Source organism: Mycobacterium sp. M26 (genome assembly GCF_001494595.1).
GTDB lineage: Bacteria > Actinomycetota > Actinomycetes > Mycobacteriales > Mycobacteriaceae > Mycobacterium.
Genome location: NZ_LN929907.1, coordinates 1,163,425 through 1,186,212, shown reverse-complemented (window position 1 = coordinate 1,186,212; position 22,788 = coordinate 1,163,425). Strand labels below are relative to the sequence as shown.

The following is a 22,788-nucleotide window of genomic DNA, read 5'->3' as shown; positions in this document are numbered from 1 at the left end:
GTCAACGTCGACTTGTTGTCGCCGATGGGCCCCATTCTCCGCAACAACTCGACGTTCGGGGGCACAGTCATGACGATCGTGTGGGTGCTCGCCGGCGCGATGCTGATCGCGGCCGCGGCAGTGACGATGATCCGGCTGCTGGCCGGCCCCAGCACGCTGGACCGGCTGGTCGCCGTCGACACCATGGTGGCGGTGACCATGTGCGGGATCGGCACCTGGGCGGCCTACACCCTGGACACCACCGTCACCTACAGCCTGGCCGCCCTGGCTCTGATCAGCTTCGTCGGATCGGTTAGCGTGGCCCGCTTCCGCGTGCCCGACATCGAACGGCCGGACCGATGACGACAGCGTTGGACATCCTGACCGCCATCCTCGTGCTCGGCGGGTCGGCGCTGGCGCTGACGGCGGCCATCGGTGTGGTGCGCTTCCCCGACACGCTCACGCGCATGCACGCCGCCACCAAACCCCAGGTGCTCGGGCTTCTGTTGGTGCTCGGCGGGGCCGCGATCCGTCTTCGCGGCAATGTCGACATCGGCATGATCATCCTGACCGGAATCTTCACCCTCATCACCGCACCGGTGGTGGCACACCGGGTGGGTCAGCTGGCCTACCGTGAGCAGAACATCCGCGATGATCTGCTGACCACCGACGAGATGCGAGAACTGGCGGCCGACGACAAGGACAACCGGCCATCGCACCCTGTCGACGATTGACGCGATTTCAGTCCAAAGGCGAGAACTTCCCCCTGCAATCAGGTTGAATGACCTGTGTAGCCAGAGCATGGGAGCAGACCATGGACATGCGCAACAGCACATCGATCGCCGCCGGGGTTCTCGTCGCCGCGGGACTTGCCAGCACAACTGTGGTCGGCGCCCCTCCCGCGAACGCCACCTGCGCTTCGTTTTTCGGGATCGGCAATAGCGCCGATTGCACCAGCAGCCTTACCAGTTTCGCGATTGCGCTCGGAACCAACGCCAAAGCCAACGCCAACGGGTTGTTCGGCAGTGCGTTCGCGGTCGGCAACTCCAGTACCGCCACAACTGCGAGTACAGGACTGTTCGAAACCGCAATTGTGCTGGGGGACAACTCTTCTGCACAAGCGTCAGGCATCTTGTCGCTGGCCGTCGTTGCTGGCTCAAACGCACTCGCGAAAGCGGGTCAACTGCCCTCGGACGTGGGTAATGTCGCCGTGTCGCTCGGAACCAACGCCATGGGTTCAGCTGTCGCCATGGGCAACGGAAACATTTCGGTGAATCTCCTCGGCGACGGCACCGCGCTCAGTTCGGGCAACGGCAACCTTTCGCTGAACGCCTTCGGGTCGAGCGCCGTACAAGCGCAGGGCACCCTCAACACAGCGTTCAACGTGCTCGGCAGCGCCAACAACGTCAAAGCCGGAACCGGGCCACTAGCGATCGCCGGAGCCATCGGCGTCAACGGATCGACGATCCTCAAGTCCGGACCGGGTTTCAACATCAATGGCCTCGTGGTCGGTGGAGCGTCCGCCGTCAGCGGCAAGAAGACCGGCACCAACACCGCCACCCGGAGCACGGCGTCCGCAGGCTCGGCTAAGAGCACTGGCGGCAGCGGTCGCAAGTAGTCGCCTTGCGTGGGAGGCATGTCGCACGGCTTGACCGGGTAGAAAAGAACTCGTGAGCCGACACGACGATGACACCTGGGATATCACCGAGGGAGTCGGTGCCACCGCCCTGACCGTCGCGCGGGCCCGGGCCGCGGAGTCGGAGGCGGAGTGTCCGCTCTACACCGACCCGTACGCACACTTCTTCATCGAGGCGGCCACCGAGGCCGGTTGGCGGCCGTCGTTCACCGAGGAGACCCTGGCCCACATCGGCAAGGCCGACGATCAGGTGATCGCCCGGATGAAGACGATGGCCGCCTATATCGCCTCCCGCACCAAATACCTCGACGAGTTCTTCACCACCGCCGGCGCCAACGGCCTGGATCAGGTGGTGATCCTGGCGGCCGGGCTCGACACCCGAGCCTGGCGGCTGCCGTGGATCAGTGACACCACCATCTATGAACTCGACCAGCCGAAGGTGCTCGAGTTCAAGGAGCGGGTGCTGGCCAGTCACAACGCCCGTCCGGCGACGGCCTACGTCTCGGTGCCGATCGATCTGCGTCATGATTGGCCAACGGCATTGCGCCAGCACGGTTTCGACGAGTCTCGACCGACGGTGTGGTGCGCGGAAGGCTTGCTGCCCTACCTGTCTGCCGACGCACAGGATCTGTTGTTCGAGCGGATCGACGCCCTGAGCGCCGAGGGCAGCCGGCTGGCGGTGGAGGCCTTCGGCCGCGACTTCTACTCGCCCGAGATCATGGAACGGCGTCGCGAGCGGATGGCGCAGGCCCGGCAGGCTGCCGCCGAAGCGGGCATCGACGACATCCCCGATACCGCCGCGCTGTGGTATGTCGAGGCCCGCACCGATGTGGCCGAATGGCTCACAGACCATGGCTGGGAGGTCGAGACCATCGATGCACCCGACCTGATGGAGCACTACCAGCGGCCCCCATTCGACGTCGATGTGGTGCCGGATACGACGTTCGTCGCCGCCACCAAACTCTGACCACGAATCGCGCGCGCCGACTGGTCTCTTCTGCAAACATTGGCCCGTCCGCAGTGAAATTTTCCGCTGCGTCACATCCGAGGGCGATGGGAGCAGCCATGGGCTCGCAGCGTGCACTGTCCGGGAAAAGGCTGACCGGCGGAGTGCTGGCCGGCGCACTCGCCACCGGCGCGCTGGCCGGCGCCGGGTTGGGGTCGGCCCCGCACGCCAACGCAACCTGCGCGGCACTGTTCGGCATCGGCAACAACAAGGAGTGCAGCAGTACCCCGACCACGATCGCCATTGCGCTGGGTACTGGTGCCACGGCGACAGCAGGCGGCATCTTCGGTGTCGCGTTCTCCATCGGAGACGGTGCGAGCGCGGCGACGGGAGCCAATCTCGCGTCCACTCCGCAGTCGAGCGGCTTCGCCGTTGCCGTAGCCCTCGGGACCGGTACCCAGGCCGCGTCCTACGGTCTGTTTTCCACCGCGGTCGTCACCTCGGGATATGGCGCGGGCGGCGTCCGCGCCGAGTCCGCTGGAAACTTCACCTTCTCGATCAACGTGAGCGGGCCGACCGCCAACGGGCACATCTCCCAGACACAGGCGTTCGGCCAGGGTTCGACCGCGCTCAACCTGTTCGGCACAGCACAGGGGTTTTCGAACTTCATCTCCGCCGACGGCCTGGGGGCACTGAGCGCAAGCATCCTCGGTGACGGCAATGTCGTGGAGGCCGAGAAGGGGCCGCTGTCGATCGCAGCCTCGCTGTTCCAGAGTGGCCAGAACAGCGGTCAAGGGGTGAATGCCGTCAACCAGACCGGGCCAGGATTCAACATCAATAACCGGATTACGCTGCCCCTGCAGACACCGCAGAAGAAGAAAAAGACGGCTGCCGCGGCGGCGGGCGCGGCCAAACCGGCCAAGTCCACCGGCGGCAGCGGGCGTGCTTCGTCGTCGGAGTAACCCGCGGTCCGCATATTCACTGAATTGACCCCGGCGTCGATTCAGCCCACCTGAGCAGCGCATGCGGGGTTGAATACTTGCGAACACAACTTTCTAGCGGAGGAAGCCCGCAGATGACGACATCCATCACCCGCCCTCGAAGCACCGCCGCCGTCATCGCCAGCACTCTGCTGGCCGGCGGTCTGGCTGCCACCGCCCTGGGTTCGGCACCCACGGCAAGCGCCACCTGCGCCTCGTTCTTCGGTCTGGGCAACGGCCCTGACTGCACCAGCAACATCACCAGCTTCGCCATCGCGATCGGCACGAACGCGCAGGCCCGCGCCAACGGCTGGTTCGGTAGCGCGCTGGCCGTCGGCACCTCGAGCTCAGCCGAGACCCCCAGTGGTGGATTCCTCAACACGTCGATCGCGCTGGGCGATTCGGCGACCGCCCAAGCGGGCGGCATCCTGTCCCTTGCCGCCATCGCCGGGTCGAACGCGACCGCGAACGCGGGGGCCTCCGGCGAGTTTTTGAATGTGTCACTGACGGTGGGTAATTCGGCGACCACCAACGTGGCCACCTTCGGCAACGGCAACCTCGCCGTCAATCTGTTCGGGAGTGCGACTGTTCAGAGTGTCGGCAATGTGAACACCGCCGTGAACATCGGTGGCACCGGATTCCTCTTCTCCCAGGGCTCGTTCAACAGCTCGTACAACCTATTCGGCACCACCACCGTTGTTCGCGCCCAGAACCCCGCGGCGCCGCCGGAAGCCTTCGGAAGCACGGCGTTCAACATCGGCGGATCGGGCAACGTCGTCACGGCGGGACCCGGTCCGCTGGCGATCGCCGGGGCGATCTTCCAGAACACCAAGATCATCACGAAGAACGGACCGGGCATCAACATCAACGGGCTTGTCGTCGGCGGGGCATCGGCGGTCAGCGGCAAGAAGGCAAAGAGCTCGACATCCACCGGCAAGAAGTCCAGCACCTCGGCGAAGTCCACGGGCGGCAGCGCGCGCAAGTAGCGCGCAATTTGACGAATACGGCAATTTTTCATCCAGCAAGGTTCCTGAAGCGTTCAATGCGTCCTACAGGAACCCCACAGGAAGGGCTGCCCATGACTGCCGTCCGTATCAGCCGAGTCGCCATCTCGGCCGTTGCTGCGGCGTTGGTAGGTACGGCCGTGGGCACACCGCCCGCCGCCAACGCCACCTGCGCCTCATTCTTCGGCCTCGGCAACACCGCCGACTGCAGCAGTAACATCACCAGCTTCGCCATCGCTATCGGCCCAGCCGCGCAGGCCCACGCCGATGGATGGTTCGGGAGTGCCCTGGCGATCGGCACCTCCAACGAAGCGAGAACCGACACCAACGGCGTCTTGAATACTGCGATCACCCTCGGCGACTACAGCACGTCCCGGGCCGGTGGCATTCTCTCGCTCGCGGTTCAGGCCGGATACAACTCAGACGTTCAGTCGGGGCTCAATCCCACGGATGTGCTGAATGTTGGCATATCGCTGGGCAACACCAGCGGCGGATTGATCAATACCTACGGAGCGGTGAACCTTGCCGTCAATCTCTTCGGCGATGCCAGCGTGGCGGCCTACGGCTTCGGCAACTCCGCCCTGAACGTCACGGGGTCGAACAGCGTCTCGGCGATCGGTGGGTTCAACAATGCGGTAAGCCTTTTCGGCACCGGTAACAGCCTTCTGGCCGGTGGGAGTTCTACCGCAATCCTCAACTCCGCCGCCAACATCGGGGGTTCAAGCAACGCTGTCGCATCCGGGCCGGGGCCATTCGCCATCGCGGCGGCGATCTTGCAGAACGGGAGGACGATCACCAAGTCAGGTCCCGGCTTCAACATCAATGGTGTTGTCGTCGGCGGTGCCTCGGCAGTCAGCGGCAAGAAGGCCAATAGCTCGACTGCGAAGAGCACCAGCAAGAAGTCGGGCGGGTCCGCCGCCAAGAGCCACGGCGGCAGCGCCCGCAAGTAGTCCGCTATTCCTCGGCGATCTGAAACTCCACCATCGCCGCAACCGTTTCTAGCGCATCAGTGAAGACGTCGACCCGCTCGGCCAGGGTCGGCGCGGCCAGTAGCGCGTAGCGGTCAGCCTGGCCCATCGGCACCCGGGACGCCAGGGCGTAGATGTGGCGCGACGGGTCGTCGGCCACCTCGGGTTCGACAGCCAGCGCGTCCGGACGCAGCTGGGCCCCACGAGAACTGACGATCCGCTCGAACAGCTCCAGAATGCGGTCGACCACCTCGCCGATGCGCTGGGGACCGACCGGTGGGCCCGGCTCATCGGGCCACAGCTCGATGGCGGCCCTCGGATACGGGTCGTCGTCGAGCCACTGCGTCACCCGGATACGTTCGCACACAACAGCATTCAGCTGATACTGGCCCATGCCGTGATCGGCGTACTCGGCGATGCGGGCCAGCGCGCCGACATCGCTGCGGATATCCCCGCCGCCGACCTCCCGACCGCGGGTGATCAGCACGACGCCGAAGGCCGGATCGTCCATCGCCAGGCAGTCCCGGACCAACTGGGAGTACCGCGGTTCAAAGATCCGCAGCGGCAGCACCTCGCCCGGCAGCAACGCGGACTGCAGCGGGAACATCGGTTGCGCGGTCATCGCAGGCCCTGGCCGACGAGGATGTCGCGCACCGGTGCGCTCGGGTCGACGAAGGTGCACAACGCGCTGGCCACCCCGACCCACAGGTCGGGGTTGATGCCGATCAGCTGGTTGCCCTTCTCGCCAATGGCTTTGATGACCTCGCGGCGGGTGGCGTCGTCCATCGCCAGGTACTCGCGGCAGGTAGCGGTGGACAGATCGGCAGGCGCCAGCGGCTTACCGGCCTGGCCCGGTACGGCGACCGGGGTGCCGGGAATCGGCTTGGCACAGCCCGCGCCGGTCAGCACGAGCACAGCCGCCAGCACTGTGAGTCCCACCCGCCGGATTGCCATGCCGCGCCTCCTCATCACGCTAGATGTCGAGCTCGGCCACCAGCGAGTCGACCACGGCATGCAGGTCGCCGCCGTTCTCATCGGCTACCCGGTGCTGGCGCTGATAAGACGCGCCACGGCGCGGAATCTCGGCCACCGCCGCCAGTTCGTCTGCGCAGTGCAAAGATTCGGCCACCGGCTGCAGCCGGGTCAGCAGGTCATCGAGATCCTCGGTGACCAGCCGTTCGTTGCTGTCGGCATCGAGGATGATGATGGCGTCCAGGCCGTACCGCGCCGCGCGCCACTTGTTCTCCTGCACATGCCACGGCGGCATCACGGGCAACTGCTCACCGGCGTCCAGCCGACGGTCCAGGTCGACGATCAAGCAGTGCGTCAGCGCCACCAGCGCCGAGAGCTCGCGCAGATTGGACACCCCGTCGAAGATGCGGACCTCGACGGTACCGAGGTGCGGGGAAGGCCTGATATCCCAACGCACTTCGTTGATGTGGTCGATGATGCCGGTCTTCTTCTGGTCATAGACGAACTCTTCGAACTGCCGCCACGTCTCGAACTGGAACGGCAGCCCGGCGGTGGGCAGCTGCTGGAACATCATCGACCGGTTGCTGGCGTAGCCGGTGTCCTCCCCCATCCAGAACGGGGACGACGCGGACAGCGCCAGCAGGTGCGGGTAGTGGTTGAGCAGCGAGGAGATGATCGGCATGACCTTGTGCGCCGACGAGACCCCCACGTGCACATGCACGCCCCAGATCAGCATCTGCCGACCCCACCACTGCGTGCGCTTGATCAGTTCGGCGTAGCGCGGGGCGTCGGTGAGTTTCTGCGCCGACCACTCGGCGAAAGGATGCGTGCCGGCACAGAACAGTTCCATCCCGCGGTCTTGCACCGCACCGCGGACATCCCGCAGCGTCGAGCGCAGATCGTCCATTGCCTCTCCGACGGTGTCGCACACGCCGGTGACGATCTCGACGGTGTTGCGCAGCAGTTCCTTGTGCACGTGCGGGTTCTCACCCAAGTCGGCGATCACCGCGGCGGCCTCGTTACTCAGGTCGCGGGTCGCCGCGTCGATGAGGGCGAACTCCCACTCGACACCGAGGGTCGGCCGGGGGGACCCGGCGAAGTCGATGCGCGCGGCGGCGCGTCTGCTCGCTGAACTGCTAGCCGGAGCTGAGGACACCGCACGCCACCCGCTTGCCGGCGGCCACAGCGGTCTGGTCGGCGGCGATGGTGTCGGACTTGTCGTAGATGACGATGGCCGACTTGTCGCCGTCGAGCAGCTGCTCTTCTTTGAATGCGTCGGTGGTGGTGACGAGCATCCCGGTGCCGTCGGCTTTCACCTGCAGCGGCACCAGCGGGCCGGTCGGGCTGGCGGGGGCGATCGGGTCACCGGCGGACAGGAAGTCGCCGGGGTTACCGCCGGCCGGGCCGACCGAGTTGGGCTCGCACTTGCCGACGGCGGTCAGCTGCAGGTTGTGCAGACCGGGGGCGAGCTTGCCTGCACCGGTGGTCTGCACGGTGACGGTGGCAAACTTCTCGGTGAACTCGACGGTGGCCGCGGCCAGCTGGGAGCCGTCCACGCCGGTGATGATCGCGTTGAGCGTCTTGGTTTCCTCGGTGACCTGCTCTTCGCCCGCGTTCTGGGCCTCGGCCTCGGCCGACGGGTCCGGCGAGCCCGTCCACACCGGCGGGGTGGTGCCGGGCTGCGTGGCAATGGGCTCATTGGGCGAACAGGCCGTCAGCAACGCGACGGGAGCAACGAACAGGACTGCGGTGGCGATCTTCGCCTGGCTGACGGGCTTAACCATGCCCCGAACTCTATCCCGTCACCAGAACGATCACGCCCGGTGGTTGCTCGGCGATTTCCGGAATTCGTGGCTCGACAGGTGCGTCGAGCACCTTGGCCACGGCTTCGGCCGCCGCCTGCTCACCCTCGGTGGTGCCGAAGTACACGGTGGTTGCGGTGACCGACGGGGCGGCCAGGTTACTGGTCTCGGTCACGTTCCAGCCGGCCTCACGCAGCCGGTCACCGATGCGGCCCGCGCCACCTTCCTCACCGCCGACGTTGAACACCCGGACGTCGGCCTTCGCCGCGGCCGCCGAGGTCTTGGTGGTGCTCGTGGTGGTGGTCACGGTGCGCACCGACGACGTGTCGTCGCTGGAGTCGTTACCCGAGCCCATCGCCTGGAATCCGACGAGCAGGAAGATGACACCCAGGAACAACAGGACCATCACCATCGCCCGCAGGGGCAGGCCCGAGGAATCGGGAACGCGCTCGTTCATCGGCCCCACCTTAACCAGCGACGGCGGTCAACCCGAAAAATCAGGGAACCTCGAAGCCCAGTCGACGGGCCGCACGCGCCTTCTGGCGGCTGGCCCGAAGCCTGCGCAGCCGCTTGACCAGCATCGGGTCCGCGGCGAGCGCTTCTGGACGGTCGACCAGCGCATTCAGCACCTGGTAATAGCGAGTGGCCGACATCGAAAACAGTTCCTTGATGGCTTCTTCTTTGGCTCCGGCGTACTTCCACCACTGCCGTTCGAAGGCCAGGATGTCGTATTCACGGCGAGTCAAGCCCTCAGGCAGGTCAGCGTCGTCGTTGGAGCGCTCAGCCCGTGCCATGGCGCCGTCCATTTCGCTCTGTGGACCCTTTCGCAAAGTTCTGACCGTGAGACATCCGTGTGATGGCGTCATTCAATCACGCTCACGTCAGTTGGGACGGCAGCCGAGCCCGCGCGTCGGCTGACTTAAGCTTGCCGATCATGGCAGTCAGACCAATTGTGATCTTGGGTGATCCCGTCCTGCACAACCCGACCAGCCCGGTGCCGGTCGGCGACGACGGATCCCTGCCCGCCGATCTGGCCGATCTGATCAAGGACATGTACGACACGATGGACGCCGCCAACGGTGTCGGCCTGGCGGCCAACCAGATCGGGGTGGGCAAGCGGCTGTTCGTCTACGACTGTGCCGACGACCGCGGCCAGACCACCCGCCGGCGCGGCGTGGTGATCAACCCGGTGCTGGAGACCTCAGAGATCCCCGAGACGATGCCCGATCCGGACAACGACGACGAGGGGTGCCTCTCGGTGCCGGGTGAGTCTTTCCCCTGCGGGCGCGCGACCTGGGCCCGGGTCACCGGCCTGGACGCCGACGGCCAGCCGGTCACGCTGGAGGGCAACGGGCTGTTCGCCCGGATGCTGCAGCACGAGACCGGCCACCTCGACGGTTTCCTCTATGTCGACAAGCTCATCGGCCGGCATGCCCGGGCAGCCAAGAAGGCGGCGAAGAAGAACGGCTGGGGTGTCCCGGGCCTGTCGTGGATGCCCGGCGAGGTGCCTGACCCCTTCGGTCAGTGATGGCCAGCGTCCCGCCGGTCGGCGCCCGGGTGAGCATCCGCTACCGGCTGCCGGCGGGCAGTTCGCCGCCGATGACCGACGTGATCGGCCATGTGCAAGCCCTGGACCCGGTGGTGCTGCGGACCAAATCCGGCGAGCTGGTCTCGATCAGCCCCGCCGACGTGATCGCCGTGCGCGAGCTGAGCGACCGGCCGGTACGGGCCTCGGAGATCCGGGCTCTGGAGCATGCTGCCGCGCTGGCCTGGCCCGGCACCGAACAGCACTGGCATGACGGCTGGTTCCTGCGCGCCGGCGGCGGCTACACGAGCCGGGCGAATTCAGCTGTGCCACTGGATGTCTCGGCCACGATCGCCGGCTTGGACGGCGTGATCGACTGGTATCGCGAGCGCGGCCTGGACCCCTGGCTGGCGCTGCCGGACCGGCTGGTTCCGGTGCGCACCGCCGGGATCAAGCACACCCGGGTGATGGTGGCCGACCTTGCATACGCGAATCCTGATGGGGCCGTGACGTTTCAGGATCGGCCCGACGACGACTGGCTGACCCGCTACGAGCGTGACGTGCCGGTGCCGGTGCTGACCGCGGTCGTCGACGGTGAGCTGGTCTTCGCCTCGACACCCGGTACGGCGGTGGGTCGCGGGGCGGTGACATCCGCACCGGACGGCACCCGGTGGCTGGGCATCTCGGCCGTGCACGTCACCGCCGGTCAGCGTCGCAGCGGCCATGCCCGCTCGCTGTGCCGGGCCCTGCTGGGCTGGGGTGCGCAGCAGGGTGCGAGCCGCGCCTACGTCCAGGTGCTGGAGGACAACGCCGCCGCGATCGCGCTGTACAGCGGGTTTGGGTTCGTCCTGCACCATCACCACCGCTACGTCGATGCGCGGTCGGTACTCGGTCGTACGCTGTAGCCCATGCCCGCCGACGCCCTGCGCATCGCCACCTGGAACGTCAACTCCATCCGTACCCGGGTGGGCCGTGTGGTGGATTGGCTGCAACGCGGCGACGTCGACGTGCTGGCGATGCAGGAGACCAAGTGCTCCGACGACCAGTTCCCCACCATGCCGTTCCTGGAGGCCGGCTACGAAGTGGTGCACTGCGGGTTCAACCAGTGGAACGGGGTGGCGATCGCCTCCCGGGTCGGCCTCGACGCCGTCCAGGTGGGTTTCGACGGTCAACCATCCTGGAGCAAGGACGGGGTGGACGCCAAGGCCGAGGCCAGGGCACTGGCGGCCACCTGCGCCGGTGTGCAGGTGTGGAGCCTGTACGTGCCCAACGGCCGCACCCTGGATGACCCGCACTATCAGTACAAGCTGGAATGGCTTGCCGCCCTACGTAACACGGCTGATTCGTGGCTGCAGCAGGATCCGGCCGCGCAGATCGCCCTGGTCGGCGACTGGAACATCGCGCCGACCGACGAGGACGTCTGGGACATCGGAGTCTTCGAGAACTCCACCCACGTCTCGGAGGCGGAACGCACGGCGTTCAACGCCATCGTCGACACCCGGTTCACCGACGTGGTGCGCCCGTTCACCCCGGGCCCCGGCGTCTACACCTACTGGGATTACACGCAGTTGGCGTTTCAGAAGCGCCGCGGCATGCGCATCGACTTCATCCTGGGCTCACCGGCTCTGGCGGATCGGGTGGTGCACGGCGAGATCGTGAAAGACGAACGGCGGCCGGGCAAGAAGGGTGACCCGGCGCCCAGCGACCACGCGCCGGTGCTGGTCGATCTGCGCACCTGACGGCCGCGCCGTCAGCTCGGGTCGTTGACCTTCACCAGCATCTTGCCGATGTTGGCTCCGGTGAACAGACCGTTGAGGGCGTCGACGCAACTCTCGAGTCCCTCGAAGACGGTCTCGCGGTGCACCAGCTTGCCTTCGGCCTCCCAGCGGCGAAGGTCGGCGTAGGCCTGCTCGAAGCGGTCCCACATATCGAGGGCGTTGAAACCCTGCATCGAGGCGGTCTTGGACAGCAGGTTGACGTAGTTCGACGGGCCGGGATGCTCACCGGTGAGGTAGCTGGAGATGACACCGCACAGCACCACCCGCGCCTTCATCGCGAGCCGGCCCAGCACCGCATCCAGGATCGGGCCGCCGACGTTGTCGAAGTAGACGTTCACACCCTTGGGGCAGTGCTCTTTGAGCGCGGCGCGCATGTCGTCGTTCTTGTAGTCGATGCAGGCGTCGAAGCCGAAATCCTCGACCACGGCCTTGCATTTCTCCGGCCCGCCGGCGATCCCGATCACCCGGGCTCCGGCGATCTTGGCGATCTGCCCGGCCACCGACCCGGTGGCACCGGCGGCCGCCGACACGACGACGGTCTCTCCCGCCTGGGGCCGCCCGATATCGGTCATGCCGAAGTACGCGGTGGCCCCGGTCGGGCCGTACATGCTCATCACCGCCAGCTGGTCGCTGCCGGCCTGCACCGGGGTGCTGAAGATGTCGTCGCGGATGACCTGGTAGTCCTGGAAACCCGTCAGGGTGGTGACGACGTCCCCGACCTCGAACGCGTCGCAGCGGGTCGCGACCACCTCGCCGATACCGGCGGCGCGGATCACCTCGCCGATCTGGACCGGCGGCAGATAGCTCGGCTGGTCGTTGAGCCAGGTGCGCGCGGCGGCATCCAGGCCGACGTAGGTCGTACGCAGCAGTGCCTCACCCTCGGCCAGTTCCGGTGCGGCGGTGGTCACGAGCTCGGTGTCGTCAGGCTTCACGAGACCGTTTGGGCGGCGGCGCAGCAGGATCTGGCGATTGGTCAGCGCAGGCACGGCTGTGAAGCTACCGAAGGCGACGAGGCCGTCGTGGGCGGTTTCCACACATCGAGACGGCCGCGAACTATGGCCGCGAGGTAAACATTGGGCTAATCGCGTGGCCGTCATCGGGCCGGGACGCAAGGATCGTGGGGTGGGATCGTTTGTTTCCGTCTATGTCGATTGGGCGGCCACCATCGAGCAGGTCAGTTCGGCCGCAGCCGAACTGCAGCTGCCTGACGGTGTCCTGCGGGCCGAGGTGGTGTCGGCGGGTGACACGTTCGGCTGTCGCGTCGCGGTCGATCTGACGGGTGACTTCGACGAACAGCGCGACGGCCCCCGGATCGCGCGAGCGTATGCGGCGCAGCTGTCGCAGGCGGTCGGCGTTCCGGTGTTCGCGCTGCACGACCTGATCCTCGCCGGCCGTTCGGATTGGTGAGTTGACGTCGTCTCCCTGACGTCATGTCGTGTTCGCTCTCGCATGATCTGCTGTCGGCATAGGTCAGTCGCCGTGCGAAGTGGGGACTTTGATGGGTTCGGACATCCTCATTCCGAAGAGCACCGCACATCAGACGCTGACGTGTCTCGAGGCGCTCATCGAGTTCTACCGCCGGCAGCCGCCGGAACCGGCCGCCCGCACGATCGGTGATCTCGTCGAATTCCGGGACGTCATGTCGCAGAGCGTGCGGTCATCCCGGGATCGCACCACCCGGGTCGCGGCGGTGACGCTGGTCAGGATTTCCGATCGGCTGGCCGCCTGCGCGCAGGCCGAGATCGGCCCGGACGAGATGCAGGCCGCGCTGTGGCGGATGGCCGGACGCCTCGACCGCTGGGTCATCGAAGCCACCCCGGCGCCGCCGAAGAAGTAGCGACTCAGCCGCGCAGCACCGCGACGGTCAACGCGCCGGCGAACACCAGCGCAGGCACGGCCATCGCGGCGACGAAGCCCACCCCGAAGCGGCGGCCTCCGGCGGTGAACGCCAGCACCATCTTGACGATCAGGTTGGACCCCAGGGCCGCACCCACCGACAGCAGTGCGGTGTCGACGCTGATGTCGCCCTTGGCGGCCAGACTCGCCGCCGCCACCGATCCGGCGTGCGCATCCGCGAGACCGGCTGCGAAGGCGGCCAGCACGGCACCCTGGGGTCCGAAAACGTCTGCCCCCCAACGCCCGACGAGCAGGGCGAAGGTGAGCAACGCGGCCAGGATGAGCGCGGGGCGCAGGGCGAACGGCCGGCTCGCCGGTGCCGCGTCGGGAGCGGGAGCGGGCTGGTCGCGGGCCGCGCCCCGGTACACCAGAACCGCGACACCCAGCAGGACGACAAGTCCTGCCACCACCGGTATCCACAGTCGGCGTAGCACGTCGAGGTCGACGAGCCCGATCACCACCAGCAGTTGCACAAAGGTCGCCAGGCTGGCCAGCAGCGCACCAGCCAGAGGAGCACGCAGGCCGGTTCCGGTGCGGCTGACCCGTCCCATCGAGGCCGTGGTGGCCGACGCGGAGACGAACCCGCCGGCCAGCCCCGTCACCAGCAGACCCCGCTGTGGGCCGAGCGCGCGTACACCGATGTAGCCGACCCAGCCGATTCCGGTGAGAAGGACGACGAGCAGCCAGATCTTGGCCGGATTGAGCACGCCGTACGGCCCGATTCCCTTGTCGGGCAACAAGGGCAGCACCACGAACGCCACCACGAAGAACTTGATGGCGTCCTCGAGTTCGACCTCGCTGACGATCTCCCGGGCGAACCGGTGGATCCGGGACTTGGACACCAACAGCGCGGTCACCACCACGGCGAGCGCGACGGCGATGGCGGGCCTGGTGTAGGCGAGCGCGCCGAGCAGGTAGGCGACGATCGCGGCGATCTCCGTCGTGGTGCCCGGATCGTCCTCGCTGGTGCGGAAATAGGCCAGCGCCAGCAGTGCCCCGACGCCGAGGAGCCCGACCACCACGAGCCAGATATCGACACTCGCGGCCAGCGCACCGGCGAGGGCCAGCAGAGCGAAGGACCGCGACCCGGCGGGCAAGGTGCGGTTATGGCTGCGTTCGCGCTCGAATCCGAGCAGCAGCCCGATGGCCAGCGCCACCAGGAACGGCTGCAGCTGCTGCCACGTCACAGCGGGTCGCAGACGACCCGGCGGACTTCTCGGCCCACGGCGCCGTCCTCCCTCATGCAGCCGACCTGCGGGACAGCCTAGCGTGCTCGCTGCAGCGAGAGGCAGAGTCGAAAGTCACCACGATCAACGGTGATTCGACACAGCGCAGCTAGTCCTCGGCGTAACGACCGGGGTTGAACAGCGAGGCGATCGCACCGACCACCATCATCAGTGCCGCCGCCCCGAACACCACCACCAGCCCGGCGTGGAACGGTTCGATGATGAGGTTCGGGAAGAACGTCTTGCCGGTCAGCACCTCAGCGTTGACGCCCGGCTGATTCAGCGCGTTGTAGGGCGCCAGCAGTTCGGCGATCGGGTTGTAACCGAGGAACGCCGCGAACAGACTGCCCACCGGTGGCATGTTGGCCACCTCGTGGGCCACTGAGGCTGAGACTCCTTGGGCCTGAAGGCCTTTGCTCATGGCGTCGGGCAGGGTGTTGGCCAGGCCGACGATCATGAGCGAGAAGAAGATACCGATGGACAGCGACGATCCGGCGTTGAAGAACGTCGCGCGAACACCGGATGCCGCACCGCGCTGGGCGGCCGGGACGCTGGACATGATGGCCGCGGTGTTGGGCGCGGTGAAGATGCCGCCGCCGAGGCCGTTGAGGAACACCAGAACCGCGAACACCCAGTAGTTGAAGTTGACCGGGATCAGCAGCAGCGCGACGAAGGTAACTGCCATCAGCACCATGCCGCCGACGGTGAACGGCCGGGCCCCGAAGCGGTCGGCCAGTGAGCCGGCGATCGGCGCGGCAGCCAGGAACCCGAACGTGGCCGGCAGCAGATAGATACCCGCCCACAGTGGAGTCGACTCAAAGCTGTAGCCGTGCAAGGGAAGCCAGATGCCCTGCAGCCAGATGATGAGCATGAACTGCAGCCCGCCACGACCCACCGACGACATCAGGCCGGCGAGGTTGCCCATGCCGAACGCTGCCGAGCGGAACAGCCGGATGTCGACCATCGGCTCCGGGACCCGCAATTCGATCAGGCAGAACACCACCAGGAGTAGCAGCCCGGCGCCGATCGAACCGAGGACCATCGGATTGGTCCACCCGGTGGTGGAGTCGCCATAGGGCTGAATTCCATAGGTGATCCCGATCAGCAGCACGGTCAGCCCCACCCCGAAGGTGACGGTGCCGGCCCAGTCCATCCGGCCGGGGTTGCGCACCCCCAGTTCCTTGAGCGACCGCACACTCCACAGGGTGCCGATGATGCCGATTGGTACGCCCACCCAGAACACGGCCTGCCAATGGATTTCGGAGAGCACGCCGCCGATCAGCAGGCCCAGGAACGAGCCGGCCACGGCGGCGACCATGTTGACACCCAGCGCCATACCGCGCTGGTTGGCGGGGAACGCGTCGGTGAGGATGGCCGACGACGATGACATCAGCATCGCGCCGCCGATTCCCTGGATCACCCGCCAGGCGATCAACCAGATAGCTCCGCCGTCGAGGTGGAACGGATCGAACGACAAGGCGATGGCGGCCAGGGTGAACACCACGAAGCCGATGTTGTAGATGCGGACCCGGCCGAACATATCGCCCAGCCGCCCGAACGGCACCACCAGCACGGCGGTGACCACCAGGTAGCCCATCAGCATCCACAGCAGGTAACTGACGTTGCCGGGCGCCAGCGGGTTCAGGCCGATCCCGCGGAAGATGGCGGGCAGCGAAATGAGCACGATCGAGGCGTTGACGGCCGCCAGCAGGATGCCCAGCGTGGTGTTGGACAGGACCACCCACTTGTAGTGCGGGTGGTCGTGGTCCATCCGCCGCCGGCGGCGGTCGGTTTCGATCTCGGCAGCGTCGATCTCGGTGGTCACGGGCACGTCTCGTTTCGTGAGCAATCAATCAGTAGCAGCATCGGGCGCCGACGGCGCAATAACGCATATGTTAGCTATACAAATCTTTTCAGGCCAATCCGCATCGAATTTCACCTTGTGCAGCGAAAAGACGAGTACATCCGCGCAAAACGTGAAACTCGATCCCGGCGCGCGCCGCTCAGGGCTTCCAACCGCGGGACAGAAGATGGCGCCGGGTGCGTTCGACGATCTCGTCATCGCGGTCTTCCTTGATGACGTGATCGACCGCCCACCCGAGACTGTCCATCACCGGGCGTAGTCGCGCGTCCTTCACGTAGGAGCGGCGGTCGGTGCGGTGTACATCGCCGTCGTACTCCGAGCCGACCCGAAAGCGCTCCCACCCCAGGTCGAGAAGGCGCACCGACCGCCGGCCGTCGAACACCGGTACCTGGGTTTCAGGACGCGGCAGGCCCGCATCGATGTACAACAGCCGCAGCCGGGTCTCCTGCGGCGAGGCCGCGCCGCCGTCGACGAGTGGCAGCGCCTCGGCCAGCCGCTTCAGACCGCGCACTCCGGGATACCGCTTGGCGAGGAGCGCAACATCTTCGGTTGAGAACACTTGGTTGCGCATCAGCGCGTCCAGCCGGGCGATCGCGTCACCACGGGCCAAGTGCCTGCCGAGATCGAATGCCGCTCGGGCGCGCACCACGACGGGGATACCCGCAACGGTGGTGACCTCATCCGGTGCGATCGACTCCTGCCGGACCACCAGGCAGGGTTGGGACCGCGCGTGCCGCGGTGAGATCAGTTCGACGGTGGTGTTCGCGTCGACCCAGTTCGCGCCGTACAGCCCGGATGCCGCCACACCGGTGACCACGGCCTGACGACCCGTCGCCAACCATGCCGCCTTCGCCCGGTCCCACAGCGTGATTGCCGAGTCCTTGGGCATGTACACGCCGCGGAACAGCGGCTGGTACCAGCGGACCAGCTCACTCCTGGTGAGCCTGCCAGCCGTCAGCGCCTCGCGTCCGAGGAACACCTCCCGCTTGGGCATGGCGGGAGCGTGTCACCGGGCACCGACAAAGATCGACTTTCACGTTTCGCAGCGGAAGATCGAGTGGACCGCTGCAAAACGTGAAACTCGTGGCTCGGCCGCGCGCCGCGGCGTGGGCTACTGTGGGGAACTGACAACTACACACACGGGAGCGCACACCCAAGTGCGCTGAGAGGACGGCTGAATCAGGCGCCGTCGACCGTAGGAACCTGTCCGGGTAATGCCGGCGTAGGGAGTGAACGATGACCGAGCTGTTTGTCGACCCCACCGTCACCACGGGCCCCATTGCGGGCAGCACGAAGGTCTACCGCGACGTCGGCGGCGGCGCCCGGGTGCCGTTTCGCCGGGTGAGCACCACCGACGGCGAGCACGTCGACCTCTACGACACCTCCGGGCCCTACACCGACCCGCAGGCGACGATCGACCTGCGCGCCGGGCTGCCGGCCCGACCGGGGGTGATCCGGGACCGGGGCACCCAGCTGCAGCGCGCCCGGGCCGGGGAGATCACCGCCGAGATGGCGTTCATCGCTGCCCGCGAAGGCGTGCCCGCCGAACTGGTCCGCGACGAGGTCGCCCGCGGCCGCGCGGTGATCCCGGCCAACCACCACCACCCCGAGTGTGAGCCGATGATCATCGGCAAAGCCTTCGGGGTGAAAGTCAATGCCAATATCGGCAATTCGGCCGTCACGTCCTCGATCGCCGAGGAGGTCGACAAGATGGTGTGGGCCATCCGCTGGGGTGCCGACACCATCATGGACCTGTCCACCGGCGCGGACATCCACACCACCCGGGAATGGATCCTGCGCAACTCCCCCGTCCCGGTCGGCACCGTGCCGATCTACCAGGCACTGGAGAAGGTCAAGGGTGACCCCACCCGGCTGAGCTGGGAGGTCTACCGCGACACCGTGATCGAGCAGTGCGAGCAGGGTGTGGACTATATGACCGTGCACGCCGGGGTGCTGCTGCGCCACATCCCGCTGACCGTCAAGCGTGTCACCGGCATCGTCAGCCGCGGCGGCTCCATCATGGCCGCCTGGTGCCTGGCTCACCATCAGGAGTCGTTCCTGTACACCAACTTCGGCGAACTCTGCGAGATCCTGGCCCGCTACGACGTGACGTTCTCCCTCGGTGACGGGCTGCGGCCCGGCTCGATCGCCGATGCCAACGACGAAGCCCAGTTTGCCGAACTGGCCACCCTCGGCGAGCTGACCACCATCGCGAAAAGCGCTGGCGTGCAGGTGATGATCGAGGGGCCCGGCCACGTGCCCATGCACAAGATCGTCGAGAACGTCCGCCTCGAAGAGGAGCTGTGCGACGAGGCGCCGTTCTACACGTTGGGACCGCTGGCCACCGATATCGCGCCCGGCTACGACCACATCACCTCGGCCATCGGCGCGGCGATCATCGCCCAGGCCGGTACCGCCATGTTGTGTTACGTCACCCCGAAGGAGCACCTCGGCCTGCCCAACCGCAAGGACGTCAAGGACGGGGTGATCGCCTACAAGATCGCCGCCCACGCCGCCGATCTGGCCAAGGGGCACCCGCGGGCACAGCAGCGTGACGACGCGTTGTCCAAGGCGCGCTTCGAGTTCCGCTGGAACGACCAGTTCGCACTGTCGCTGGATCCCGACACCGCCCGCGAATTCCACGACGAAACCCTGCCGGCCGAGCCGGCCAAGACCGCGCATTTCTGCTCGATGTGCGGGCCGAAGTTCTGTTCGATGCGGATCACGCAGGACATCCGTGACGCCATGGCGGCCAAGTCGCAGGAGTTCGCCGCACACGGCAACCAGGTGTACATCCCTCTGGAACACTCAGTGCCGTGAACTTCCTGCCGCTGACCCCGCCGACCCAGACTCCGCCGCGGGTGCTGACGATCGCCGGCTCCGACTCCGGCGGCGGTGCCGGCATCCAGGCCGACATGCGAACCTTCGCCCTGCTCGGCGTGCATTCACTGGTGACGGTCACCGCCGTCACCGTCCAGAACTCGCTGGGCGTCAAGGGTTTTCACGAGATTCCCACCGAGGTGATCGCCGGACAGATCGAAGCGGTGGCCACCGACATCGGAATCCAGGCCGCCAAGACCGGCATGCTGGCGTCCTCGGCCATCATCGAGACGGTGGCCGGCACCTGGCGCGATCTGGGCCTGGCGGGCACCACCCCGTTCGTCGTCGACCCGGTGTGCGCCTCCATGCACGGCGACCCGCTGCTGCATCCCTCAGCGCTGCAGACCCTGCGCAGCGAGCTGTTCCCGCTGGCCAGCCTGGTCACGCCCAACCTCGACGAGGTCCGGCTCATTGTCGGTATCGACGTCGTCGACGACACCACCCAGCGTGACGCTGCCAAGGCACTGCACGACCTGGGCCCGCAGTGGGCGCTGGTGAAGGGCGGTCACCTGCGCGGGTCGACGCACAGCCCGGACCTGCTCTACGACGGGACGGACTTCCACGAATTCGACGCGCCGCGGATCGACACCGGCCACGACCACGGTGCCGGCGACACCCTGGGTGCGGCGACGGCGTGCGCACTGGCACATGGCTATTCGATGCCCGAGGCGGTGGCGTTCGGTAAGGCCTGGGTCACCGAATGCCTGCGGGCGGCCTACCCGCTCGGCGGCGGGCACGGACCGGTATCGGCGCTGTGGCGGCTGCAGGCATGACCGGGCTCGACGACATCGCTGGTGTTGCGCACGAGCCCGACGGCACCCCGGCCGGGGTGGTGGTGCTCACCCACGGCGCCGGCGGCAGCCGCGAGTCACCAATGCTGATCCGGATCTGCGACCACTGGGCCTCGCAGGGGTGGTTGGCGGTGCGCTACAACCTGCCGTATCGCCGCCGACGGCCGAAGGGGCCACCGTCGGGATCGGCGGCCGGTGACCGCGACGGCATCGTCGAGGCCATCGCGGTGGCGCGCGGGCTGGCCGATGGGCCGGTGATCGCCGGTGGTCACTCCTACGGCGGCAGACAGACCTCGATGGTGGTCGCGGAGAACCCCGGCCTGGTGGCGTTGCTTACCCCGTTCTCCTATCCCCTGCATCCGCCCGGGAAGCCGGACCGGCTGCGCACCGAGCACTTCGGTGCCATCACCGCGCCGACGGTGTTCACCCAGGGCACGGCCGACCCGTTCGGCACCATCGACGAACTCCGGGAGGCGGCCCGGCTGATCCCGGCCCCGGTGCGGATCGTCGAGATCACCGGCGCCCGCCACGACCTGGGCTCCAAGACGCTCGATGTGCCCGCGCTCGCAGTCGAGGCTGCGCTGGCGGCGTTGACCAGCGCGGGGGACCTTGGTCCCACCGGTTGAGGCTCCGCTGGTCCGCGGAGGTTACCGGCCGGTCAGGTACGGTCTTTTCATGACCGAGCAGCAGTTCGACGCGATAATCGTCGGCGCCGGTTTCGGGGGAATCGGCGCAGCGATCCAGCTCAAGAAGCTGGGTTTCGACAACTTCGTCATCCTCGACCGCGAGGACGATCTGGGCGGCACCTGGTACGTCAACCACTACCCCGGCCTGACCGTCGACGTCCCGACCACCACGTACTCGTACTTCTTCGAGCCGAACCCGAACTGGAACCGGCTGTTCTCCACCGGTGCCGAGATCAAGCAGTACGCCGACGACGTGTCGGCCAAGTACGACATCCGCCGGCACATGAAGTTCAACGCGACGGTGGAGAGCGCGCGCTGGGATGAGGACGCCACCTTATGGCGGGTCACCCTGGCCGGCGGCGAGACGATGGCCGCCCGGTACCTGATCACCGCGACCGGGTTCCTCTCCCAGCCGAAGACGCCCGAGATCCCGGGTATCCACACCTTCGAGGGCACGGTCGTGCACACCGCCGACTGGGATAATTCCTACAACCCGGTCGGCCGCCGGATCGGCGTCATCGGCACCGGCGCCACCGCGGTCCAGGTCATCCCGGAGCTGGCCAAGGACGCCGCCGACCTCACGGTCTACCAGCGCACGGCCATCTATGTGGTGCCCAAGGTGGACATCAAGTTCTCGGCCCGGGCCAAGCGCCTGTTCGCGCGGGTGCCGCTGACCCAGCGCGCCCTGCGCGCGGTGACCGATGCACTCTACGAGTGGATGGTCTACGTGGGGGTGCTGCACCAGAAGCACTTCGGGCGGATCACCATCGCCGCCGCCGACCTGGCCAAGATGTGGCGCTTCGCCACCATCCGGGACCCCGAACTTCGCCGCAAGCTCACCCCGGACTACGACTTCGGCTGCAAGCGCCCGACGTTCTCCAACAAGTACTACCGCACATTCACCAAGCCCAATGTGCACCTGCAGACCAGCGGGATCGACCACGTCGAGGCCGACGGCATCGTGGCCAACGACGGCACCAAGGCCGTCATCGACACCCTGGTCCTGGCAACCGGTTTCGACATCTGGGAGGCCAACTTCCCGGCCTTCGAGGTGATCGGCCGCGACGGCCGCAACCTCGGAAAGTGGTGGCGGGAGACCCGGTTCCAGGCCTACCAGGGCGTGGCGGTGCCCTACTTCCCCAACTTCCTGAGCCTGGCCAGCCCGTATGCCTTCCTCGGGTTGAACTTCTTCAACTCGATGGAATACCAGATGCGGCACATGGACCGCCTGCTTGGCGAGGTCAAGCGTCGTGGCGCAAGCACATTCGAGATCACCGAGGACGCCAACAACCGCTACCTCGACCGGATGACCGAACTGCTCGGGGACACGTTGTTCACCAACGGCAACTGCACCTCGGCCCGGTCGTACTATTTCAATCCCAGCGGTGAGGCGACGTTGTTGCGGCCGATGTCCACGCGCGCCGCGGTGCGCGAGGCCTCGACCTATCCGATCAGCGACTACCGCATCAACTAGCACTACGAGAGGACGTCGATGGCTGCAGAGGGTTTGATCAAGCTGGCCGGAGCGGTCGTGGCCGCCACCGGGCTGTCGCACTTCGTGCGCCCGGAGCTCTACGAGTCGGTGTCCGCACAGGCCTTCCCCGAGAACACGCTGCAGCACACCTACATCAACGGCGGTATCGAAACCGCCATCGGCGTGGCCCTGGTGGTGCCGAAGACCCGTAAGCTCGCGGTGGCCGGATTGCTGGCGTATGGCGCCTATCTCGGCGCCAACATCGCTCGCAACCGCTGAATCCGAAGGTCACAACTTCAACAAGTTTGACGACCTCGTCAGATTTCTGACATACCCTGATCGGGCACGGCGATGCCGTAAGCCGTTGGCTCATGAGGATGC

General features: G+C 66.8%; 27 protein-coding genes and 1 riboswitch. Of the genes, 17 read left to right on the top strand and 10 right to left on the bottom strand.

All coding sequences use genetic code 11. The features are described from left to right. Nucleotides 1-69 precede the first annotated feature (69 nt). From BN3385_RS05580 to BN3385_RS05550, 7 genes are all read left to right on the top strand, one after another. Nucleotides 70-342, top strand: a complete 273-nt coding sequence (locus BN3385_RS05580) for a monovalent cation/H+ antiporter complex subunit F (RefSeq protein WP_059016434.1) — start codon at nucleotides 70-72, stop codon at nucleotides 340-342. Beyond that, nucleotides 339-713, top strand: coding sequence for a monovalent cation/H(+) antiporter subunit G (mnhG, locus tag BN3385_RS05575; protein WP_059015607.1), 375 nt, complete (start codon nucleotides 339-341; stop codon nucleotides 711-713). Before BN3385_RS05580 ends, mnhG begins: the two co-directional genes overlap by 4 nt. An 80-nt stretch (nucleotides 714-793) precedes the next feature. Further along, nucleotides 794-1,597: a hypothetical protein gene (locus BN3385_RS05570; protein WP_059015606.1), complete on the top strand. Its 804-nt coding sequence runs from the start codon at nucleotides 794-796 to the stop codon at nucleotides 1,595-1,597. A gap of 52 nt (nucleotides 1,598-1,649) precedes the next feature. Beyond that, the gene (locus tag BN3385_RS05565) at nucleotides 1,650-2,582 is read left to right on the top strand and encodes an SAM-dependent methyltransferase (RefSeq protein WP_059015605.1); all 933 of its coding nucleotides are present in this window, start codon (nucleotides 1,650-1,652) and stop codon (nucleotides 2,580-2,582) included. A gap of 98 nt (nucleotides 2,583-2,680) precedes the next feature. After that, the gene (locus BN3385_RS05560; protein WP_156432586.1) at nucleotides 2,681-3,523 is read left to right on the top strand and encodes a hypothetical protein; all 843 of its coding nucleotides are present in this window, start codon (nucleotides 2,681-2,683) and stop codon (nucleotides 3,521-3,523) included. Nucleotides 3,524-3,636: 113 nt separating this feature from the next. Next, nucleotides 3,637-4,527: a hypothetical protein gene (locus BN3385_RS05555; protein WP_059015603.1), complete on the top strand. Its 891-nt coding sequence runs from the start codon at nucleotides 3,637-3,639 to the stop codon at nucleotides 4,525-4,527. Nucleotides 4,528-4,619: 92 nt separating this feature from the next. Next, a complete protein-coding gene (locus BN3385_RS05550) occupies nucleotides 4,620-5,495 on the top strand; it encodes a hypothetical protein (protein WP_156432585.1) in 876 nt (291 codons plus the stop codon). Nucleotides 5,496-5,499: 4 nt separating this feature from the next. On the opposite strand, the gene BN3385_RS05545 is transcribed toward BN3385_RS05550, so the two are convergent. The 6 genes from BN3385_RS05545 to napA are packed head-to-tail and all read right to left on the bottom strand — an operon-like array spanning nucleotide 5,500 to nucleotide 9,093. After that, nucleotides 5,500-6,135, bottom strand: a complete 636-nt coding sequence (locus tag BN3385_RS05545; RefSeq protein ID WP_059015601.1) for an LON peptidase substrate-binding domain-containing protein — start codon at nucleotides 6,133-6,135, stop codon at nucleotides 5,500-5,502. Next, nucleotides 6,132-6,467, bottom strand: a complete 336-nt coding sequence (locus BN3385_RS05540) for a hypothetical protein (protein WP_059015600.1) — start codon at nucleotides 6,465-6,467, stop codon at nucleotides 6,132-6,134. The genes BN3385_RS05545 and BN3385_RS05540 overlap by 4 nt, the downstream gene beginning before the upstream one ends. Nucleotides 6,468-6,486: 19 nt before the next feature. Continuing rightward, nucleotides 6,487-7,641 (bottom strand): glutamate--cysteine ligase, encoded by a 1,155-nt coding sequence (locus BN3385_RS05535; RefSeq protein WP_059015599.1) that lies wholly within the window; start codon nucleotides 7,639-7,641, stop codon nucleotides 6,487-6,489. Then, a complete protein-coding gene (locus BN3385_RS05530) occupies nucleotides 7,622-8,269 on the bottom strand; it encodes a superoxide dismutase family protein (protein ID WP_059015598.1) in 648 nt (215 codons plus the stop codon). The genes BN3385_RS05535 and BN3385_RS05530 overlap by 20 nt, the downstream gene beginning before the upstream one ends. A gap of 10 nt (nucleotides 8,270-8,279) precedes the next feature. Continuing rightward, complete coding sequence (locus tag BN3385_RS05525) at nucleotides 8,280-8,744, bottom strand: LytR C-terminal domain-containing protein (protein WP_059015597.1); 465 nt, start codon at nucleotides 8,742-8,744, stop codon at nucleotides 8,280-8,282. Between the two features lie 40 nt (nucleotides 8,745-8,784). Beyond that, nucleotides 8,785-9,093: a nucleoid-associated protein NapA gene (gene napA / locus BN3385_RS05520; RefSeq protein WP_059015596.1), complete on the bottom strand. Its 309-nt coding sequence runs from the start codon at nucleotides 9,091-9,093 to the stop codon at nucleotides 8,785-8,787. A gap of 128 nt (nucleotides 9,094-9,221) precedes the next feature. On the opposite strand from napA, the gene BN3385_RS05515 reads away from it, so the two are divergent. From BN3385_RS05515 to BN3385_RS05505, 3 genes are read left to right on the top strand one after another with little or no spacing between them, the layout of a single operon-like run. Next, nucleotides 9,222-9,815, top strand: coding sequence for a peptide deformylase (locus tag BN3385_RS05515; protein WP_059015595.1), 594 nt, complete (start codon nucleotides 9,222-9,224; stop codon nucleotides 9,813-9,815). After that, a complete protein-coding gene (locus tag BN3385_RS05510) occupies nucleotides 9,815-10,717 on the top strand; it encodes an N-acetylglutamate synthase, CG3035 family (protein ID WP_059015594.1) in 903 nt (300 codons plus the stop codon). The genes BN3385_RS05515 and BN3385_RS05510 overlap by 1 nt, the downstream gene beginning before the upstream one ends. Nucleotides 10,718-10,735: 18 nt before the next feature. Next, entirely contained in the window at nucleotides 10,736-11,551 is an 816-nt protein-coding gene (locus tag BN3385_RS05505; RefSeq protein ID WP_059016433.1) for an exodeoxyribonuclease III, read from the top strand. 11 nt (nucleotides 11,552-11,562) lie between these two features. Here BN3385_RS05505 and BN3385_RS05500 read toward each other — a convergent pair whose 3' ends face one another. Further along, on the bottom strand, nucleotides 11,563-12,576 hold the full coding sequence (locus tag BN3385_RS05500) for an NADP-dependent oxidoreductase (RefSeq protein ID WP_059016432.1): 1,014 nt from the start codon (nucleotides 12,574-12,576) through the stop codon (nucleotides 11,563-11,565). 136 nt (nucleotides 12,577-12,712) lie between these two features. Between BN3385_RS05500 and BN3385_RS05495 the strand changes: the two genes are divergently transcribed. Continuing rightward, nucleotides 12,713-12,997, top strand: coding sequence for a hypothetical protein (locus BN3385_RS05495; protein ID WP_156432584.1), 285 nt, complete (start codon nucleotides 12,713-12,715; stop codon nucleotides 12,995-12,997). A 91-nt stretch (nucleotides 12,998-13,088) separates the two neighbouring features. Beyond that, nucleotides 13,089-13,427, top strand: coding sequence for a hypothetical protein (locus tag BN3385_RS05490; RefSeq protein ID WP_059015592.1), 339 nt, complete (start codon nucleotides 13,089-13,091; stop codon nucleotides 13,425-13,427). 4 nt (nucleotides 13,428-13,431) lie between these two features. Here the strand turns inward: BN3385_RS05490 and BN3385_RS05485 are convergent, their stop codons facing one another. The 3 genes from BN3385_RS05485 to BN3385_RS05475 all read right to left on the bottom strand — a co-directional run bounded on the left by BN3385_RS05485 (nucleotide 13,432) and on the right by BN3385_RS05475 (nucleotide 17,570). After that, nucleotides 13,432-14,673: an MgtC/SapB family protein gene (locus BN3385_RS05485; RefSeq protein ID WP_059015591.1), complete on the bottom strand. Its 1,242-nt coding sequence runs from the start codon at nucleotides 14,671-14,673 to the stop codon at nucleotides 13,432-13,434. Nucleotides 14,674-14,821: 148 nt separating this feature from the next. Further along, complete coding sequence (locus tag BN3385_RS05480; RefSeq protein WP_059015590.1) at nucleotides 14,822-16,537, bottom strand: MFS transporter; 1,716 nt, start codon at nucleotides 16,535-16,537, stop codon at nucleotides 14,822-14,824. Between the two features lie 178 nt (nucleotides 16,538-16,715). Then, nucleotides 16,716-17,570, bottom strand: a complete 855-nt coding sequence (locus BN3385_RS05475) for a hypothetical protein (RefSeq protein WP_059015589.1) — start codon at nucleotides 17,568-17,570, stop codon at nucleotides 16,716-16,718. Between the two features lie 135 nt (nucleotides 17,571-17,705). Next, nucleotides 17,706-17,822: riboswitch (TPP riboswitch) on the top strand. On the opposite strand from BN3385_RS05475, the gene thiC reads away from it, so the two are divergent. The 5 genes from thiC to BN3385_RS05450 all read left to right on the top strand — a co-directional run bounded on the left by thiC (nucleotide 17,813) and on the right by BN3385_RS05450 (nucleotide 22,686). Continuing rightward, the gene (gene thiC, locus BN3385_RS05470) at nucleotides 17,813-19,396 is read left to right on the top strand and encodes a phosphomethylpyrimidine synthase ThiC (protein WP_059015588.1); all 1,584 of its coding nucleotides are present in this window, start codon (nucleotides 17,813-17,815) and stop codon (nucleotides 19,394-19,396) included. (Overlaps the previous riboswitch by 10 nt.) Further along, entirely contained in the window at nucleotides 19,393-20,229 is an 837-nt protein-coding gene (thiD, locus tag BN3385_RS05465) for a bifunctional hydroxymethylpyrimidine kinase/phosphomethylpyrimidine kinase (protein WP_059015587.1), read from the top strand. Before thiC ends, thiD begins: the two co-directional genes overlap by 4 nt. Next, a complete protein-coding gene (locus tag BN3385_RS05460) occupies nucleotides 20,226-20,873 on the top strand; it encodes an alpha/beta hydrolase family protein (RefSeq protein ID WP_059015586.1) in 648 nt (215 codons plus the stop codon). The genes thiD and BN3385_RS05460 overlap by 4 nt, the downstream gene beginning before the upstream one ends. A gap of 49 nt (nucleotides 20,874-20,922) precedes the next feature. After that, nucleotides 20,923-22,407 (top strand): flavin-containing monooxygenase, encoded by a 1,485-nt coding sequence (locus BN3385_RS05455; RefSeq protein ID WP_059015585.1) that lies wholly within the window; start codon nucleotides 20,923-20,925, stop codon nucleotides 22,405-22,407. 18 nt (nucleotides 22,408-22,425) lie between these two features. Beyond that, nucleotides 22,426-22,686, top strand: coding sequence for a DoxX-related protein (locus BN3385_RS05450; protein WP_059015584.1), 261 nt, complete (start codon nucleotides 22,426-22,428; stop codon nucleotides 22,684-22,686). Nucleotides 22,687-22,788 lie beyond the last annotated feature (102 nt).